Origin of the sequence: Pantoea sp. B65, from assembly GCF_047308185.1 — a bacterium.
In the GTDB taxonomy this organism is placed as follows: Bacteria; Pseudomonadota; Gammaproteobacteria; order Enterobacterales; family Enterobacteriaceae; genus Erwinia.
Genome location: NZ_JAHXPU010000035.1, coordinates 1 through 16,838, shown reverse-complemented (window position 1 = coordinate 16,838; position 16,838 = coordinate 1). Strand labels below are relative to the sequence as shown.

At 55.0% G+C, this 16,838-nt stretch carries 16 protein-coding genes and 1 pseudogene; 5 read left to right on the top strand and 12 right to left on the bottom strand.

The window, feature by feature from the left end:
• Positions 1-159: 159 nt before the first annotated feature.
• From JWF83_RS13940 to JWF83_RS13910, 7 genes are all read right to left on the bottom strand, one after another.
• Positions 160-3,273, bottom strand: coding sequence for an efflux RND transporter permease subunit (locus JWF83_RS13940; protein WP_413650887.1), 3,114 nt, complete (start codon positions 3,271-3,273; stop codon positions 160-162).
• 23 nt (positions 3,274-3,296) lie between these two features.
• A complete protein-coding gene (locus JWF83_RS13935; RefSeq protein ID WP_413650886.1) occupies positions 3,297-4,478 on the bottom strand; it encodes an efflux RND transporter periplasmic adaptor subunit in 1,182 nt (393 codons plus the stop codon).
• 40 nt (positions 4,479-4,518) lie between these two features.
• Complete coding sequence (locus JWF83_RS13930) at positions 4,519-4,977, bottom strand: helix-turn-helix domain-containing protein (RefSeq protein WP_413650885.1); 459 nt, start codon at positions 4,975-4,977, stop codon at positions 4,519-4,521.
• Between the two features lie 37 nt (positions 4,978-5,014).
• The gene (locus JWF83_RS13925; protein ID WP_413650884.1) at positions 5,015-5,272 is read right to left on the bottom strand and encodes a DUF1471 domain-containing protein; all 258 of its coding nucleotides are present in this window, start codon (positions 5,270-5,272) and stop codon (positions 5,015-5,017) included.
• 671 nt (positions 5,273-5,943) lie between these two features.
• Positions 5,944-6,999: an NAD(P)-dependent alcohol dehydrogenase gene (locus JWF83_RS13920; protein ID WP_413650883.1), complete on the bottom strand. Its 1,056-nt coding sequence runs from the start codon at positions 6,997-6,999 to the stop codon at positions 5,944-5,946.
• Between the two features lie 55 nt (positions 7,000-7,054).
• Positions 7,055-7,198 (bottom strand): hypothetical protein, encoded by a 144-nt coding sequence (locus JWF83_RS13915; RefSeq protein ID WP_413650881.1) that lies wholly within the window; start codon positions 7,196-7,198, stop codon positions 7,055-7,057.
• Between the two features lie 553 nt (positions 7,199-7,751).
• Positions 7,752-8,369 (bottom strand): TetR/AcrR family transcriptional regulator, encoded by a 618-nt coding sequence (locus tag JWF83_RS13910; protein WP_413650880.1) that lies wholly within the window; start codon positions 8,367-8,369, stop codon positions 7,752-7,754.
• Positions 8,370-8,505: 136 nt separating this feature from the next.
• Here JWF83_RS13910 and JWF83_RS13905 point away from each other — a divergent pair, with 136 nt between their 5' ends.
• From JWF83_RS13905 to JWF83_RS13885, 5 genes are read left to right on the top strand one after another with little or no spacing between them, the layout of a single operon-like run.
• Positions 8,506-9,162: a DUF3313 domain-containing protein gene (locus JWF83_RS13905; RefSeq protein WP_413650879.1), complete on the top strand. Its 657-nt coding sequence runs from the start codon at positions 8,506-8,508 to the stop codon at positions 9,160-9,162.
• Positions 9,163-9,170: 8 nt separating this feature from the next.
• Entirely contained in the window at positions 9,171-9,791 is a 621-nt protein-coding gene (locus tag JWF83_RS13900) for a paraquat-inducible protein A (RefSeq protein ID WP_413650878.1), read from the top strand.
• 4 nt (positions 9,792-9,795) lie between these two features.
• Positions 9,796-10,404 (top strand): paraquat-inducible protein A, encoded by a 609-nt coding sequence (locus tag JWF83_RS13895; protein WP_413650962.1) that lies wholly within the window; start codon positions 9,796-9,798, stop codon positions 10,402-10,404.
• Positions 10,401-12,059: an intermembrane transport protein PqiB gene (locus JWF83_RS13890; RefSeq protein WP_413650877.1), complete on the top strand. Its 1,659-nt coding sequence runs from the start codon at positions 10,401-10,403 to the stop codon at positions 12,057-12,059. The genes JWF83_RS13895 and JWF83_RS13890 overlap by 4 nt, the downstream gene beginning before the upstream one ends.
• Complete coding sequence (locus JWF83_RS13885; protein WP_413650875.1) at positions 12,056-12,664, top strand: membrane integrity-associated transporter subunit PqiC; 609 nt, start codon at positions 12,056-12,058, stop codon at positions 12,662-12,664. Before JWF83_RS13890 ends, JWF83_RS13885 begins: the two co-directional genes overlap by 4 nt.
• Positions 12,665-13,108: 444 nt before the next feature.
• Here JWF83_RS13885 and JWF83_RS13880 read toward each other — a convergent pair whose 3' ends face one another.
• The 5 genes and pseudogenes from JWF83_RS13880 to JWF83_RS13860 form a co-directional block, all read right to left on the bottom strand.
• Entirely contained in the window at positions 13,109-13,720 is a 612-nt protein-coding gene (locus JWF83_RS13880; RefSeq protein WP_413650961.1) for an alpha/beta hydrolase, read from the bottom strand.
• An 11-nt stretch (positions 13,721-13,731) separates the two neighbouring features.
• On the bottom strand, positions 13,732-14,691 hold the full coding sequence (locus tag JWF83_RS13875) for a glutathione S-transferase family protein (RefSeq protein WP_413650874.1): 960 nt from the start codon (positions 14,689-14,691) through the stop codon (positions 13,732-13,734).
• Positions 14,692-14,702: 11 nt separating this feature from the next.
• A complete protein-coding gene (locus JWF83_RS13870) occupies positions 14,703-15,110 on the bottom strand; it encodes a DoxX family protein (RefSeq protein WP_413650872.1) in 408 nt (135 codons plus the stop codon).
• 102 nt (positions 15,111-15,212) lie between these two features.
• Positions 15,213-16,124, bottom strand: a complete 912-nt coding sequence (locus JWF83_RS13865) for a LysR family transcriptional regulator (RefSeq protein WP_413650871.1) — start codon at positions 16,122-16,124, stop codon at positions 15,213-15,215.
• A gap of 411 nt (positions 16,125-16,535) precedes the next feature.
• Positions 16,536-16,838: pseudogene (locus JWF83_RS13860) on the bottom strand (transposase); the annotation flags it as partial.

The following is a 16,838-nucleotide window of genomic DNA, read 5'->3' as shown; positions in this document are numbered from 1 at the left end:
AAAAAAAAATTTTTAGCGCCCGTGGCGCCAGTGCAAATCATCAGCACGGGGGCCATTAATGGCCCCCTATATAGAGGTTCAATAGAGGTCCAGCCAACACAACCCTGTCGCGGCGGTATTTACGCCGCCGTGGTTGCCGCTGATGCTAAGGCGCCGGCGTTAGTTTTTGCTCGCCGCAAAACGACGGCGCACCACCACAAAGAACAGCGGAACAAAGTACACCGCCAGTATTGTCGCCGCCGCCATACCGCCGATAACGCCGGTACCCACCGCATTTTGCGCGCCGGACCCGGCGCCGCTGCTGATAGCCAGCGGCAGCACGCCGAGAATAAACGCCAGCGAAGTCATCAGGATTGGCCGTAAGCGCATACGCACCGCATCCAGAGTCGCTTCGATCAGCCCTTTCCCTTGCTGGTCGATCTGATCTTTAGCAAACTCAACGATCAGAATGGCATTCTTGGCGGCAAGTCCAATGGTGGTCAGTAGTCCGACCACAAAGTAGACGTCATTATTCAGCCCACGCAATGTGGTGGCCAGCAGCGCGCCCACCACTCCCAGCGGCACCACCAGCATCACCGAGAAAGGAATCGACCAGCTCTCATACAGCGCCGCCAGGCAGAGGAACACCACCACCAGCGAAATGGCATATAACGCCGGGGCCTGTTGTCCGGTCATACGCTCCTGATAAGACATGCCGGTCCAGTCATAGCCAATACCATCCGGCAGTTGTCGCGCCAGCTGCTCCATTAGCGCCATTGCCTCACCGGAGCTTTTACCCGGCGCCGGTTGTCCCAAAATCTCTACCGACGGCAGGCCATTATAACGCTCCAGACGTGGCGAACCATAAACCCAGCCTGCGCTGGAGAAGCTGGAAAACGGCACCATCTTGCCGTTACTGGCACGGACAAACCAGTGGTCAAGATCGCCCGGCATCATGCGATAAGGCGCGTCACTCATCACATAGACTCTTTTCACCCGGCCATTATCGATGAAGTCATTCACATAGCTGCCGCCCCAGGCCGCACTGAGGGTAGTGTTAATATTATCAAGCGCCACGCCTAAGGCGGTGGCCTTTTCCTGATCGATATTCACTTTATACTGCGGACTGTCATCCATACCATTCGGGCGCACCGCCATCAGGGTATCAGGATGCTGACGCACTAAATCCAGCAGCTGATTGCGCGCCTGCAATAACTTCTGATGACCAACATTGCCCTGATCGATTAATTCGAAATCGAAACCGGTGGCATTACCCAGCGCAATAATCGGCGGCAGGTTAAACGCCACCACCTGCGCATCGATAATGCCGGAAAAGGCTTTCGTGGCGCGACTCACCAGCGCATCAACTTTGTTGTCGGCACCGGCGCGCTGCTGCCAGTCTTTCAGGCCGATAAAGGCGATACCGACATTTTGTCCGCGTCCGGCAAAGCCAAAACCGTTAACCGTCAGCACATTCGCTACATTGCGCTGCTCATCATGCAGATAGTAGTCATTAATCTGATCGAGCACTTTTTGCGTGCGCTGCTGTGTAGCCCCCGGCGGCAGGATCGCCTGGGTGGCAAACACCCCCTGATCCTCATTCGGTAAGAATGAGGTCGGCAGGCGCAGAAACATCACCGCCATCCCCACCACGATCAGCGCATAAATCAGGATATAACGCCCCGGCCCCCGCAACATACGCGCTACCGCCGCGCTATAGTGATTTGCGCTTTGATCAAATTTTCGATTAAACCAGCCAAAAAAACCGCCGGTTTTACCATGGGATCCGGCGGGCAACGGTTTAAGAATAGTGGCGCAGAGCGCCGGGGTAAGAATTAACGCCACCAGTACCGACAGCACCATTGCCGCAACAATAGTGATGGAGAACTGGCGGTAGATCACCCCGGTGCTGCCGCCAAAAAACGCCATCGGGACAAATACCGCCGACAGCACCAGCGCAATCCCCACCAGCGCCCCCTGAATTTGCCCCATCGACTTGCGGGTCGCTTCTTTCGGCGGCAGTCCCTCTTCCGCCATCACCCGCTCGACGTTTTCCACCACCACGATGGCATCATCCACCAACAGGCCAATGGCCAGCACCATACCAAACATCGTCAGGGTATTAATGGTGTAACCAAAAACGCTGAGAATGCCGAAAGTGCCAAGCAACACTACCGGCACCGCAATGGTCGGGATCAGCGTCGCGCGCAGACTTTGCAAAAACAGGTACATGACCAGGAACACCAGTACTATGGCTTCCAGCAGCGTTTTCACTACTTCATTTATTGAAATCTTAATAAATGGCGTGGTGTCATACGGATACACCACCCTCATCCCTGCCGGGAAATAAGGCGTTAACTCGGCCAGCTTGTTGCGTACCGCATTAGCGGTATCCAGCGCATTAGCGCCGGTTGCCAGCTGGATACCGAGGGCCGAGGCCGGTTTACCATTGATTTTCACCACAAACTGATAGTTTTCGCCGCCGTGCTCAATACGCGCCACATCGTGCAGGCGGACCTGGGCGCCGTCGGTATTCACTTTCAGCAGAATATTGCCAAACTCTTCCACTGAGGTAAGGCGCGTTTGGGCAATGATCGAGGCATTCAGCTGTTGTCCCGCCACCGGTGGCGCGCCACCTAACTGACCGGCCGCCACCTGGGCGTTTTGTGACTCAATCATGCCGATCACATCGACCGGCGTCAGCTGATAGTTATTCAGCTTATTGGGATCCAGCCAGATACGCATCGCGTACTGCGAACCAAACAGCGTGGTATCACCGACGCCGTCGATTCGGCTCAGAGGATCTTTGATATTCGATCCGACGTAGTCGGAGATATCTTCCTGCGACATGGCGCCATTATCATCAACAAAACCAGCCACTAAAAAGAAGGTGCTGGAAGATTTACGTACCGTTATCCCCTGCTGCTGCACCTGTTGTGGCAGCAACGGCGTTGCCAGCTGCAATTTGTTTTGTACCTGCACCTGCGCAATATCGGCATTAGTACCGCTTTTAAACGACAGCGTTAGCTGCAGCGTGCCCGATGAATCACTGGTGGATGACATATACATCAAACCATCCAGCCCGTTCATATTCTGCTCAATCACCTGGGTAACACTGTTTTGCAAGGTCGTGGCATCCGCGCCGGGATAGGTGACGCGGATCTGAATCGCCGTTGGCGCAACATCGGGATACTGTTCCACCGGCATATTAATAATCGAAATGGCGCCCGCCAGCATAATAATGATGGCGAGCACCCAGGCAAAGATTGGTCGCTCAATAAAGAACCTGGACATTAGTCGGCATACCCTGTGTGTAATTAAGCTGCGCTATTGGCTACTGGAGAAGGGAGCTTGCTGTCACCGGTGATCTCTGACGCTTTTACCGTCACCCCCGGCTGGGCGCGCTGAATACCCGAAACAATTACGCGTTCACCGGCCTGTAAACCCGAGGTCACCCGCCACTGGTCGCCCACCGCCTGGCTTACTGTGATATTGCGTAGCGCCACCTTATTGTTTTTATCCACCACCAGAGTGGTAGCCATGCCACGCGGCGTGCGGGTGATGGCCTGTTGTGGCACCAGCAGCGCCTGCGGATCTACCCCGGCTTCCAGTCGGGCGCGCACAAACATCCCCGGCAATAACTGATGTTGAGGGTTGGGCAGGATGGCGCGCAGGGTAATGGCGCCGGTGGTTTGATCTACCGTCACATCGGAGAATTCAAGGGTGCCTTTTTGCGCATATGTCTGACCATTGGCCAGCAGCAGCGTCACTTCTGCCTTACCATTTCTCCGTGTCAGTTTGCCCTCCGCCATCTGCTGGCGCAGACGCATAAAATCCTCGCCCGACTGCGTGACATCAACGTACAGCGGGTCCAGCTGTTGAATGGTCGCCAGTTGATCACTCTGCCCGCGCTGTACCAGCGCCCCTTCGCTGACCGCCGAGCGTCCAATACGACCGTCGATCGGCGCGGTCAAATGGCTGTAAGTGAGGTTAATATCCGCTGACTTCACCGCTGCCCGCGCCGACTCCAGCGCCGCCTGGGTCTGCTGCGCCGTGGCGCGCGCCTGGTCATAATCCTGCTGGCTGATATAACCGCTGCCAAGTAGCGGCTGATAGCGACGAACGGTCAGCGCCGCAATGTTGGCATTAGCCTGCGCCTGCGCCAGAGCGCCTTTGGCGCTGCGCTGCGCCGCCAGATACGGCGCCGGATCGATTTGATACAACGCTTCCCCGGCGTGCACATCACTCCCCTCAGCAAATTGCCGTTGCAGGATAATACCGGATACCTGCGGCCGGACTTCCGCCACGCGATAAGCTGAAGTCCGGCCTGGCAGATCGGTGGTTATATTCAGCGCTGCTGTTTTCAGCGTCAGCACCTGCACTTCCGGCGCCGTTTGCTGCGCAGAGAGGGGGGCGGCACGGTCACAGGCGCTCAGCATAAAAGCGGAGGTTAGCGCACACAGCAACGCCGCAGGCTTCAATGGCCAACGTGGATTCATTATTATTTTCTCCGGAGATCTTAACGGACAGCCGCGCGGCTCAATAAAAACGCTGCAGGCGCGGCTTTATCTCGTTGCAATTTATTCTTCTGAATGTGGCTGGTGGAACCTGATATTTACGCGCGAAGCTGCGGGTAAAAGATTGTTGCGAGTCGTAGCCATACTTCAGTGAAATAGCGATCACTGAATCTTGCGTATCGATTAGATCATAAGCGGCCAGTTCCATTTTCCGATCGCGAATATAGTTACCAAGGGTTTGATGCATTACGCGGTAGAACATCCTTTGCAAATGCCACTTTGAATATCCTGCTTTTCCCGCCACGTCTTCAATTTTCAAGGGTTTATTCAGGTTACAGTTAATCCACTCAAGCAGCGAATTAACGATTATCTGCTCTCTTGGCATCATCAATTCCTTAATCACTTCTTGCGGCACGAAGTAAATAGCGCAGAACCTGTTCAGATAGCGCGACTGCCGTAGAAATAAATGACGGGAGAGCATAGGGAAACCAGGCTACTCCCGTAGCGACAAACCCGCATTATTTATACAGCTCAGCAACACCAAACAGTTTATTCTCACCACCGGCGGCGATGATTTTGTAGGAGCTGGCGCCGGCTTCATCGGCCTGCGCGGCCAGCTGGTCCTGCAGTCGATCAAGTGAATACGCGCCACTGGCGGAAACGATGCCAATTTTCTGTTTGCCCTGAGTATTATCAGTTTCAACAGCGGCAAAAGCGCTCTGCATAACGGTAGCGGAAAGTAGTGTTGCGACAAGCAATTGGCTAAATTTCATCATAAACCTCATTGGCGATAAAAAAGAAAACCGCTGCCGGTTGCGTAGCTTACAGAACTACGAAATAAGCAGGGTTGATTGCACATTACCGGGAAATAATAACAGCTGAACCGGCGAGTGATTAGAGCGTAAAATCCGCATGAGGATATGAACGTCATTCATTAATGAACTACAAAAAATGACATTAAATGGTTAAAAGCACAAAAATCCAGCATTTTATTGTGATTAAACTCACGAAAAATGACAAAAATTTACACTACTATTGAACCAGACGCATAAATCAATAGCCGGCTATACCATCCGCCCACTCGGCATTAAGCCATTCGAGTCGTCGTTTAGAACAGCGCCTCGACTTGCGGCTTTAACCCGCACCACAGGCAGCGTTGCCCCTGGCGAAACCGGTGAACAACTGATTAACGCCATTGGCCAGCGCCTGAGCGAAATAGAAAATGCGCTGATTGCGCTTAGCGATAGACGTGATAAACCGGCAGGTAATCTCCGCCGGTTAATAATGTCAGAGTGGTCGGCGGGGGTTCGGGCGTGGATAGTACCAGAGGATACGGTAGTGGAGCTGCTGGCGTTGGGGGAGTCGGGAACATGCTGGTTGAAGCGCTGCGCTACTGGCCGCAATAGAACCCGGTTAACGGCGCCATGCGCCGTTAACCGCGGCAGAGTCAGGCTTGCAGAGAAGCAATATCAATCACAAAGCGATATTTCACATCGCTCTTCAGCATGCGCTGCCATGCATGATTGATCTCCTGCATGCTGATCACTTCCACATCGGCGGTAATGCCATGGGCACCACAGAAATCCAGCATCTCCTGGGTTTCCGCAATACCACCAATTACCGAACCGGCAACGGATTTACGTCCTAAAACCAGCGGCGCCGAATTCAGGAACGGATCAAGTTCGCCCAAATAGCCGACCAGCACCAGAGTACCATTCAGCGCCAGCGTGGTGACATATGGCTTCAGATCGTGTACGTAAGGCACGGTATCAATAATCAGATCAAACTGATTACTCACCGCCGCCATCTGCTGCTCGTCAGTGGAGATCACAATATGCTGCGCGCCAAGACGCCGGGCATCCTGCTCTTTACCCGGCGTACGGCTGAACAGCGTCACCTCCGCACCCAACGCTTTCGCCAGTTTCAGCGCCATATGTCCCAGACCACCGAGCCCCACCACTGCCACTTTCGAGCCCTTACCCACTTTCCAGTGACGCAGCGGAGACCAGGTGGTAATACCGGCGCACAACAGTGGCGCGGCACCTTTTAAATCCATGCCAGCGGGCACTTTCACCACAAATTTATCCGACACCACAATGGATTCCGAATAGCCGCCATAGGTCGGCATCTGGTCATGACGGTCAATATCGTTATAGGTCAGGGTGTTGCCTTCCGCGCAATACTGTTCCAGCCCTTGCAAGCAAGGCGCACAGTGCTGACAGGAGTCCACCATGCAGCCAACGCCGACATGATCACCCACCTTAAATGCGCTGACATCAGCGCCCACATGGGTTACGCGACCAATAATTTCATGGCCCGGCACCATCGGATAAGTGGCTCCGCCCCAGTCATTCCAGGCATTATGAATATCTGAATGGCACACGCCGCTGTATAAAATATCAATCACCACATCATTGGCGCGCGGATCGCGGCGCACAAAATTGTGCGGTACCAGATCTTCTTTTACTGCCAGAGCCGCATAGCCCCGTACATTGATTGTCATCGTCTGCTCCAAAATAGCCAGTCAGGTCAGTTGGTGGGATTATTTCTTCCAGTCATTAATGCGGCCGCGGCATCATCTCAGTATCCAGCGCCTGAATGAGTGAGTGTCCCGAACGCGCCAAATCACGGCGAACGGTAAAAGCAGCAATCGGAATAATACTTTTCTGCCGTGCCGTCAGATTACACTGTTGCACTGACATACCCGTGGCCCCAGTGCAATAAAATAAAGGATGATGCATAACCCGCTGAGCATCAGCATTAATTTTAACAGGATTTGACTGTCTATTGAGACTGATTTGCGTATAGGCTTATGAGAACCATTCATTAATTGACCATAAGATTAATATCGACACTAATGCATACCACTTATAGCATCATGCAAAACCCAGGCATGATCCTCGCCGCTGAGATCTGTTTTACCGGCCTGAGGCTTTCCGTCGGGACAAAATATTATACCGTTACTACCCCTTGAATTACGTCAATTAATAGCTGGAATACAGTCATTATTTTTCATGCTATCTACTGTGGCAAAGCCAATATTAACGACCAGGCGTCATAATAAATATTGCCGTAACGCATTATTTGCCACCTGCGGCAAGATCATTCCCGTTCGCCGGCAAGATATAAAAGCCCTGCTCTGGTGCTGGTGGTATATGTTCTCCCGGTTTCTGGCTTAATACCTGCCGCAGCCGATCGGTGATGAACTGGCCATGCCGATCGCCAGTGACGATCGGCGGTCTTTGCCGCGGGCGATTATTGCGGCGCCGCGCCGGTAAGAAACATATTAACCGCACACTCGCACATTTCACGGATGCGGCCAGGCGTAACCGGTGGCGAATTACGGTAAAAAATACGCACTTCAATTTCGGCAGTCAGCAACGCCAGAAACTGATTGGCGCGCAGTCTGGCATCAGCCTGCCGCAATTCACCACGATCCATCGCCGAAGCCATCACTGCCGATAGTTTCTCAAGACTTTCACGCGGACCGGATTCATAAAACAGCATGCCAATGTCCGAATGTCCCGCCTCCCCTACCACCATGCGATAAACCGACAATGCGCTGCTGTCATTGGTCAGCACCGCAAGCATCCGTTCGCCAAAACGCAACAGTTTATCTTTCAGCCTGATGGCTGCCTTGTCCTGATCCAGCAGCTCCGTTGCCGCCTCGGTCAGATGGCGCGTGGTATGAGCGCGCACTACCGCAGTAAACAGCTCTTCTTTTGAGGCAAAGTAGTTATACAGCGTGGCTTTCGAGCCGCCCAGCCGCTTTGTCAGTTCATTCATTGAGGCACGTTCATAGCCCATCTCCTGAAAGAGCTGGGCCGCAGCTTCGACAATCGCTTCACGGCGTGCCTGAGTTCGGACTTTCATAGTCACTCCAGATTGATAACTGAACCCAAGTGTACATTTTCTTGACAGAGAAATCATATCAATGCATAAATAAACCGTACAGTACAGTTTACGATAACTGTCCGCCGATTTTCGCTGTTTAACCAGGACCTCTGATATGTACAACACCCATCGTGCGTTTCGCTTTGCCTTACTCACCTTAAGTCTGGCGCTGGCCGGCTGTGCCGGTACCCAACCGGTTGCCTGGTCGGGTCTAAGCTCATCGGCACAACTCAAGCCCGATGCTGAATCGCAGCATATGCCTTATCGCTATACCCCGGTGGTTGACTGGAAAAAGTACTCTGCGGCGATCATTGAACCAGTAGTGATTTACCAGGGAGCGGATAATCAGTTTGGCGATATGGCACAGGAAGATCGTCAGGCGCTGGCCAGTTATATGCAAAAACGTTTCAGTGAGCGTTTAGCCAGCCGCTTTACCCCGGCCACCAGCGCATCTGCCCATACCCTGAAGATCAAACTGACCTTAGCCGGAGCGGAAACCACCACGCCAGTGTTGGGTACCTTTACCAAATTTGATCTTGCCGGCGGCCCCTACAACATCGTGCAGTCGATTCGTGGTAAAGAAGGCATGCTGAACGGATCCGTCAGTTATGCGGTGGAAATCTATGATGCGGCGAGCAATCAGTTGCTGAGCGCCTGGGTCGCCAAACAGTATCCGAACGCCATGAACGTCAGCGCCAGCTTTGGTGCCCTCAGTGCCGCAGAGGTCGGCATTGATAAAGGCGCCGATCAGCTGGTTGAAATGCTGAACTGAGTAACGCCATGAAGACCTTTCCTCATCTGATGGCCTGTGCCGATTGCGACTGCCTGTTCCACCGCCGTCCATTACGCGCCGGTGAACAGGCACGCTGCACTCGCTGTGGCGCCGTACTGCGCCAGCAGGGAAATTTCCATGCCGATCGTGCATTCTCTCTGGCGATCACCGCCGGCATCACATGGGGAATAGCCAACGGTTATCCGCTGCTCACCGTCACTCTGCACGGTGTTAACCAGTCGGTTACGCTATGGCAATCTGCCAGCGCCTTCGCTGATGGCCCGCTGCTGTTGCTGGCCATCACGACGTTGCTGTTGCTGTCCGTCGTGCCGCTGCTACAGATTATCCTCTGCGGCTGGCTGGCTTTTTTTGCCGCCAGCGCGCGTCCTGCGCCGGGTTTTATTGGTTGTATGAAACTCTCCGCGCTGCTGCGGCCATGGAACCGCACGGAAATCGCCCTGCTGGGATTTCTGGTGGCGGCAATTAAACTCTCCAGCCTGCTGGAAGTGGTGCCCGGACCCGGCTGCCTGGCGCTGGCGCTGTTAATGCTGCTCAATCTCTTGCTGAGCCGGCAACCCTGGGACGCGCTCTGGCAACTCCCTTCACCTGAATACCGCTGTGAAACATAAAACCATGCATCCCCCACAAGCCCGACACCTCGGGCTGGTCGCCTGCCGCTGCTGCGGACTGGTATGCCAGCCGGCGCCCGGCGCCCGATGTCCGCGCTGCCAGACGCCGCTGCGGATACGTCAGCCGCATAGCCGCAGTACCGCCAGCGCTCTGCTGATTAGCGCGATGATTTTTTATATTCCGGCCAATGTTCTGCCGGTGATGCACACCACACTGTTTGGCAATGGCAGCGACAGCACCATTATCGCCGGGGTGATTGATTTCTGGCGCTCAGGCTCCTGGGGGATCGCACTGTTGATCTTTAGCGCCAGCGTGCTGATCCCCGGTTTTAAATTTCTCACGCTGGGGTTACTGCTGATCGGCAGCGGCAGCCAGAGCCGCTGGCGACGTGGCGAGCGTACCCGGCTGTATCGGTTTACCGAATTTATCGGCTACTGGTCAATGCTGGATGTGGTGGTGGTGGCCGCGGTTTCAGCGCTGGTGAAATTTCAGCTGCTGAGCCAGGTCGAGCCGCGCAGCGGCATCCTGTTTTTTGCTCTGGTGGTGATCCTTACCATGCTGTCGGCAATGAGTTTTGACCCGCGTCTGATCTGGGATGGTGAAGAGAAATGAATACAGATAATCACTCACTGGCTGCGGCGGGCGAAGCGACGATTGTGCGGCGCAAATGGCGGTTATCGTTAATCTGGCTGCTGCCGTTAATTGCCCTGCTTACCGGCGCATCGATGCTGGTAAGCGGCTGGCTGGCGCGCGGCCCTGAGATTGAAATTAGCTTTCAGTCAGCTTCCGGGCTGGAAGCAGGTAAAACCGCCGTGAAATATAAAGATGTTACCGTCGGCATGGTGAAAGCCATCACCCTGAGCAGCGACAGCAACCGGGTAAAGGTCACTGTTCTGCTGAATCAGAATGCCGGGGATCTGGCGCGCGCCGATACCCGATTCTGGGTGGTGCGCCCGCGTGTCGGCATCGGCGGCGTCAGCGGCATTGATACCCTGCTCTCCGGCGCCTTTATTGGCGTGGATAAAGGCGCCTCCGACCAGTCAGGGAAATATTTTACCGGGCTGGAAACGCCTCCGGCGATTATTAATGGCATGCCGGGCAGCAGCTTTATGGTGCAGAGCGATGATCTCGGCTCGCTGGATATTGGCTCCCCGGTCTGGTACCGGCGTATTCAGGTGGGGCGTATCGCTTCGTATCAGCTGAGTCCGCAGGGCGACCGGGTCAATTTACAGGTGTTTATCGACGCCCCTTATGACCGTTTTGTAACGCCGGACAGCCGTTTCTGGAACGTCAGCGGCATCGATCTGTCGGTGGGCGCCAACGGTTTTCGCCTGAAAACCCAGACGGTGGCAGCCATAGTGGCAGGCGGTATCGCCTTTGCCACTCCGCCCCACGGCGAGCGCTTATCGACGTCCTCCCCTCTGGCGCCCTATACGCTGGCAAAAGATGAAGAGTCGGCGATGGCGCCGCCCGACGGACCGGGGATCCCCTTTCAGTTGCGTTTTGAGCGCTCACTGCATGGGTTAAGCGTTGGCGCCGCGGTAGAGTTTTCCAGCATTAAAATTGGCAAAGTGGTTTCGGTGGACCTTGATTACAGCCCAACCGGTTACCGTTTTCCTTCCGTCGTGGGCATTGAGGTCTATCCCAATCGTCTTGGTAAGGTACTGGATAAATTGCCCAAAGCTGCTGAGGACGACTATCAGGCCACCGTCGGCTTTACCCGCGATCTGGTGGAACACGGCCTGCGTGCCCAGGCAATACCGGGTAATTTACTGACCGGCCAGCTGTATATCTCCCTCGACTTCTCACCGGGCGCGGCAAAAGTGCCTTTTGATATCCATGCCCGTCCGCTGGTATTACCCACCATCAACGGCGGGTTTGATCGGCTACAGGAGCAGGTGGCAAGCATCGTCAGTAAAGTCGACAGTCTGCCGTTGGCATCGATCGCCAGTAATCTCAACGCCACCCTGGCCGGGGCAGATAAAGCCCTGCGCGAGGTCAATGGCGAAACATTGCCGCAAGCCGGTTTGCTCCTCAGACAACTGCGTCAGACCGCCGGTTCTGCTGAGGATCTGCTGGCTGAGGATTCACCGCTGTTGATCGGCGTCACTCAGGGTCTCAGCGAGCTGCTGCGTACCCTGCGCTCGCTGCGCAGCTTAACCGATCAACTGGATCGCCATCCTGAATCACTGCTGCAGGGACGAGGGTCAGATCCTCGCCTGCCGCCGTCCTCACGTCCGGCTCCCACTACAGGTTCGCAACGATGATCGTCTCCTCACGGCTTACTCTGCTAACGCTGCTGATTTCACTGACCGCCTGCTCTTCGCCAGCGGTGCGTTACCACACGCTGGTACCCGCCGGCACCACAGCGCCTGCGGCGGCAGAACCGGCAGCTTTTTTAATTAATCTGCTCCCGGTTGGTATTCCGCCGCAAATCGATATGGCGCAACTGGTGGTGCGCCAGGGCGACAATCAGGCGCTGGTCCTGGATAATGAACGCTGGTTAAGTCCGCTGGGCGATGAGATGCGCAGCGCGATCTCGGCGGAGCTGGTGCGCCAGCTGGGCACCCAGGACGTTGCCGGACTGTCGGCGCCAGCCGGTGCGCCGCTGCTCAATATCCAGATACAGATAAGGAAATTTGACAGCTGGCCGTCGCAGCGGGTACAGCTGGCGGCGGACTGGAGCCTGACATTCAGGCATCAGACGGAGAAAACCCGCCTGCTGTGCAGCAGTCAGCTTACGGAGTCAGTGGCAGGAGGATATAGCGAAATGTTACAGGCTCAGCAGAAAATACTGGTGCGGCTGGCAACGCAGATAGCGGCTAATGCCCGCCACTGGACGCAGGACCCACAGATGCAGTGTCTGCGCTGAAGCGTTGAGTATTCGCTTTACAGCGCCGTCACCGCATGGGCACGACGAGATGATGGCTATGATTGCCAGACGTTATGCGTGGAGTTGATCAATCGGCAGCAGAGGGATTAAGCGTGGCTGTGAGCGTGCGAAACCAGGTTGTTTGCGGCCGGAGAACTGACAGTCATGCCAGATTTGCAGAAAATACACACGGCGCCATGAGGATTCTTTGAAGTGACATCATACAGGGAGAGGCGGTATTGCTGACCGTGACAGCACGGACATTTAAATTTAATAGTAATGATAAGTAACCTTTAATTTTTGCTAATAGAGATTCAACCATAACATGCCGTTCACCTCCTGTCTGTTTTATTTTAACCAGCAGCAGGGTAAACAGAACGCCGGGCGTCAGTGGTATTTATTGTTGGTTGCTGACGCCGCGTTCCACACGCGGCATCACTGAGATCATGTTCTGGCATTAACACGTTGGGTAATAAATGCCGTCGCCTGGCGTACGCCACTGGCGCTAATAGTATGGGGAACGCCCGGTTCATACAGCGTTTCCACCGTCACCCCCAGCGCGCTGAGCTGCTGTGCCGCCTTATCGCTTTCGCTCCACGGAATAACTGTATCCTGCTGGCCATGCACCAGCAATAACGCCGCGTGCGCAGCGGGCTGGTAAGGCAGCGGCGAGGCCAGACGACCGGAAAACGCCACCACGCCGGCCAGCGGCAGGCGGTTAGTCACCAGCATATCCAGCGCCATAATCGCTCCCTGAGAAAAGCCAGCCAGGATAATGTTGTCCTGCGCGGGCGTCACCTGATACCGATCGAAAATAGCCTGCAGGGTAGCGTCAAATGCGCCGCGCGCCGCCTGAATACGGGCCGGACGCGTCTGTTCAGTCACGCCATTAATGCTGAACCACTGATATCCGGCGCCCATCGCGAAATCATCCGGGCCATTTGGCGCAACCGCGATGACGCCGGGTATTTCCTGTAACCAGAACTGCGCCAGTCCTTGCAGGTCATCGCCGCTACTGCCGACGCCATGTAACAGAATAACGATATTTTTTGCCATCATCTCGTCTCTCACAGTCCGTAGGCGCTAAGATCAGGACCTTCAGGCACAATGCCATTGGGATTCAGCGCTTTGATCGAGTAATACCCCTGCTTAATATGATCAATATTTACCGTCTCGCGCACCCCGGGAATCTCCAGCATCTGTCGGGTATAACGGTGCAGGTGCTGATAATCCTTCAGCTGACGCCGGTTGCATTTGAAAATCCCATGGTAAGCGGCATCAAAACGGATCAGGGTGACAAATAGCCGGATATCCGCCTCGGTCAGCTGCTCGCCGAGCAGGAAACGGCGCCGGTCGCTCAGTCGCAGTTCCAGCTTATCAAGCATGCTGAACACCTCATTACAGGCTTCCAGATAGCTCTGCTGGGTAGTAGCAAAACCGGCGCGATAAACCCCATTATTCAGGCTGGGATAAATTTCCGCGTTCAGCTGGTCAATCTCAGCACGCAGCGCCAGCGGATAAAGGTCGATATCGGACCCGGCAAGGTCAGCAAAACCGCTATTAAGCATGCGCACAATATCGGCTGATTCATTGTTCACAATGGTGCCGGTCTGTTTGTCCCACAACACCGGTACCGTGGCGCGGCCGGTAAAGGTGGCGTCAGCGCGGGTATAGAGCTGATGGATCCACTCGGCGTGGTTCAGTTCATCAACACTGGCGCCGGGATAATCGCCAAAATGCCATCCCTCATCCAGCAGCCAGGGTTCCACCACCGAGACGCTGATCACCGCTTCAAGCCCTTTCATTTTGCGCGCAATCAGGGTTCGTGATGCCCAGGGACAAATCAGCGCCACATACAGATGGTAGCGACCCGCTTCGGCTTTAAAGCCGCCATCTCCGGTGATCCCCGGGGCGCCGTCAGGCGTCACCCAGTGACGAAAACTTGAAGTCTGACGGACAAACCCCCCTTTGCTATCAGTAGCCTGTACCGGATGCCACTCAGCTGTCCATTTCCCGTTTACCAGCATAGTGCCTCCGCTTAGCCTTTAACCGGCGTCGGTTTCAGGGCGTATTTTCCATCACCGGTCAGCGCCAGTACCAGCAGGCCGATAATCCAGAAAGCGGGGAATTCCCAGCCACCATTTGGGTTGGTAAAGAAAAAGCCTGCCGCGCCGTGCACGGTGAAGATGGCGCCCAGTAAAATCGGGATCAGCACAATCGCCACAATACGGGTATAGATGCCGAGGATCAGCGCAATGGCGCCGAGCAGTTCAACCGCCATGGTCAGGTAAGCGAGGCCGCCAGGCAGGCCGAGTGAAGCAAAAAACTTCGCGGTGCCGGCGGGCGTGAAGACGAAAAATTTCAGCCCGAAGTGGGCCAGAAACAGCACGCCCAGCGCCAGGCGCATCAGCAAAGCGGCATAGGGAGTAGTGCGATTATCAGTCATGATGTTTTCCTCTCAGTAAGTTGATAAGAGGAAAGATACGCTATTTCCATAATAGTGATTATCCCCGAAAAAAGAGGATGTTTATTTCCATTTTGGAAAAAATCACCAGCCTTGTTCCCACACCGGGTCGCCGGCAAACGCCTCTACCAGGAAATCGATCACCGTACGTGATTTATGGGCGAGATATTTTGCCGGCGGATAGAGCGCAAACAGGCCCAGCGGCGGGATTTCATACGCGTGCAGTACCGGCACCACATGCTGGTTACGTAGCGCATCGCCGGCGACAAACGCGGGCAGACGGGCAATCCCCAGCCCGGCGCAGGCGGCCTGCAGGCAGACTTCCGCATTAGAGAATTTCAGGCGGCCGTTGACCGGCTGCTCCTCAATCAGCTGCTTTTCATTGCGGAATGGCCAGTGAAAGGGATCGCGGAAATTAGTATCGATAATACAGTCATGCTGCGCTAACTGCTGCCAGTGTTCGGGAATGCCGCGGCGCGCCAGATAATCCGGCGCGGCCACCAGCAGGATACGAATATCACAGAGTTTACGCGCCATCAGGCTGCTGTCAGGCAGTTTGCCAATGCGCAGTGCCAGATCAAATCCTTCATCCACCACACTGACCACGCGATCGGCAAAGCTGACATCAAGTTCAATGCCGCTATAGTCGCGGGCAAACTGCAGCAGATGTGGGGTAAGTTGTGTCGAACCGAAGGTCACCGGCGCGGAAATATGCACTCTGCCGGCGGGCGAATCTGAGGTGTTACGCACTGAATCATCCAGCGCATCGTAATCTTTCAGCAGGATGCGCACCCGTTCGTAGTAAGCGATACCGACATCGGTGGCGGTCAGCGAGCGCGTGCTGCGCCGGAATAACTGTACCCCCAGTAACTGTTCAAGGCGCGAAATCAGTTTTGAAGCCTGACCATGACTGGTGCCCAGGCGCAGCGCAGCGCTGGTGAAGCTGCCGGTCTCCATTACAGCAACAAACATCCGGTCGCAATCCAGTCTTTCCACGTCACCTTCCTTCACCACGCAAATAAAGGCCTAAAATAGCGCTATCTTTACCGCTGTGGCAAATAGGCGGGAGCCATTAATCAAACGGGAGCCATTAATGGCTCCCCTACAGCAGGGGGCAGATATTCTTCTGTAGGGGCGGCATTTATGCCGCCGGTATCAATGGTTTGCACTGCGGTCGCCATCGGGACGGGAGCCATTAATGGCTCCCCTACATCAGGGCGGCAGATATTCTTCTGTAGGGGCGGCATTTATGCCACCCGTATCAATGGGTTGCACTGCGGTCACCATCGGGACGGGAGCCATTAATGGCTCCCCTACAGCTGGGGCCAGGTATTCTGCCGTAGGGGCGGGATTTATGTACAACCGCCACATGGGTTACAGATCTGACCGGCCACATGGGTAACACATTTAGGTCGGGTCGATCCGGATGATACTCTGCTCAACTCTGTCGTAGTAAGCAAGTATCATCCGGTCGAACAGGATCGCGTCCAGTCCGTCATCCACCTCCAGAACCCTTACGTACTCCCCCTGTAGCGCTTCGCTCAGGAACAGCCCTCCACCGATTTTTATCGCCCCCTTCGGTGACACCAGACAGAGCGCTGAGCTTTCCGGATACTCCACATCCGGCACTTTTCCGTCCCAGATTCGTAATGAAGGGACCCATACCGATGAGGGCGGTTGCCCGCCATGCGCCTCATGTGGCCTCTCATG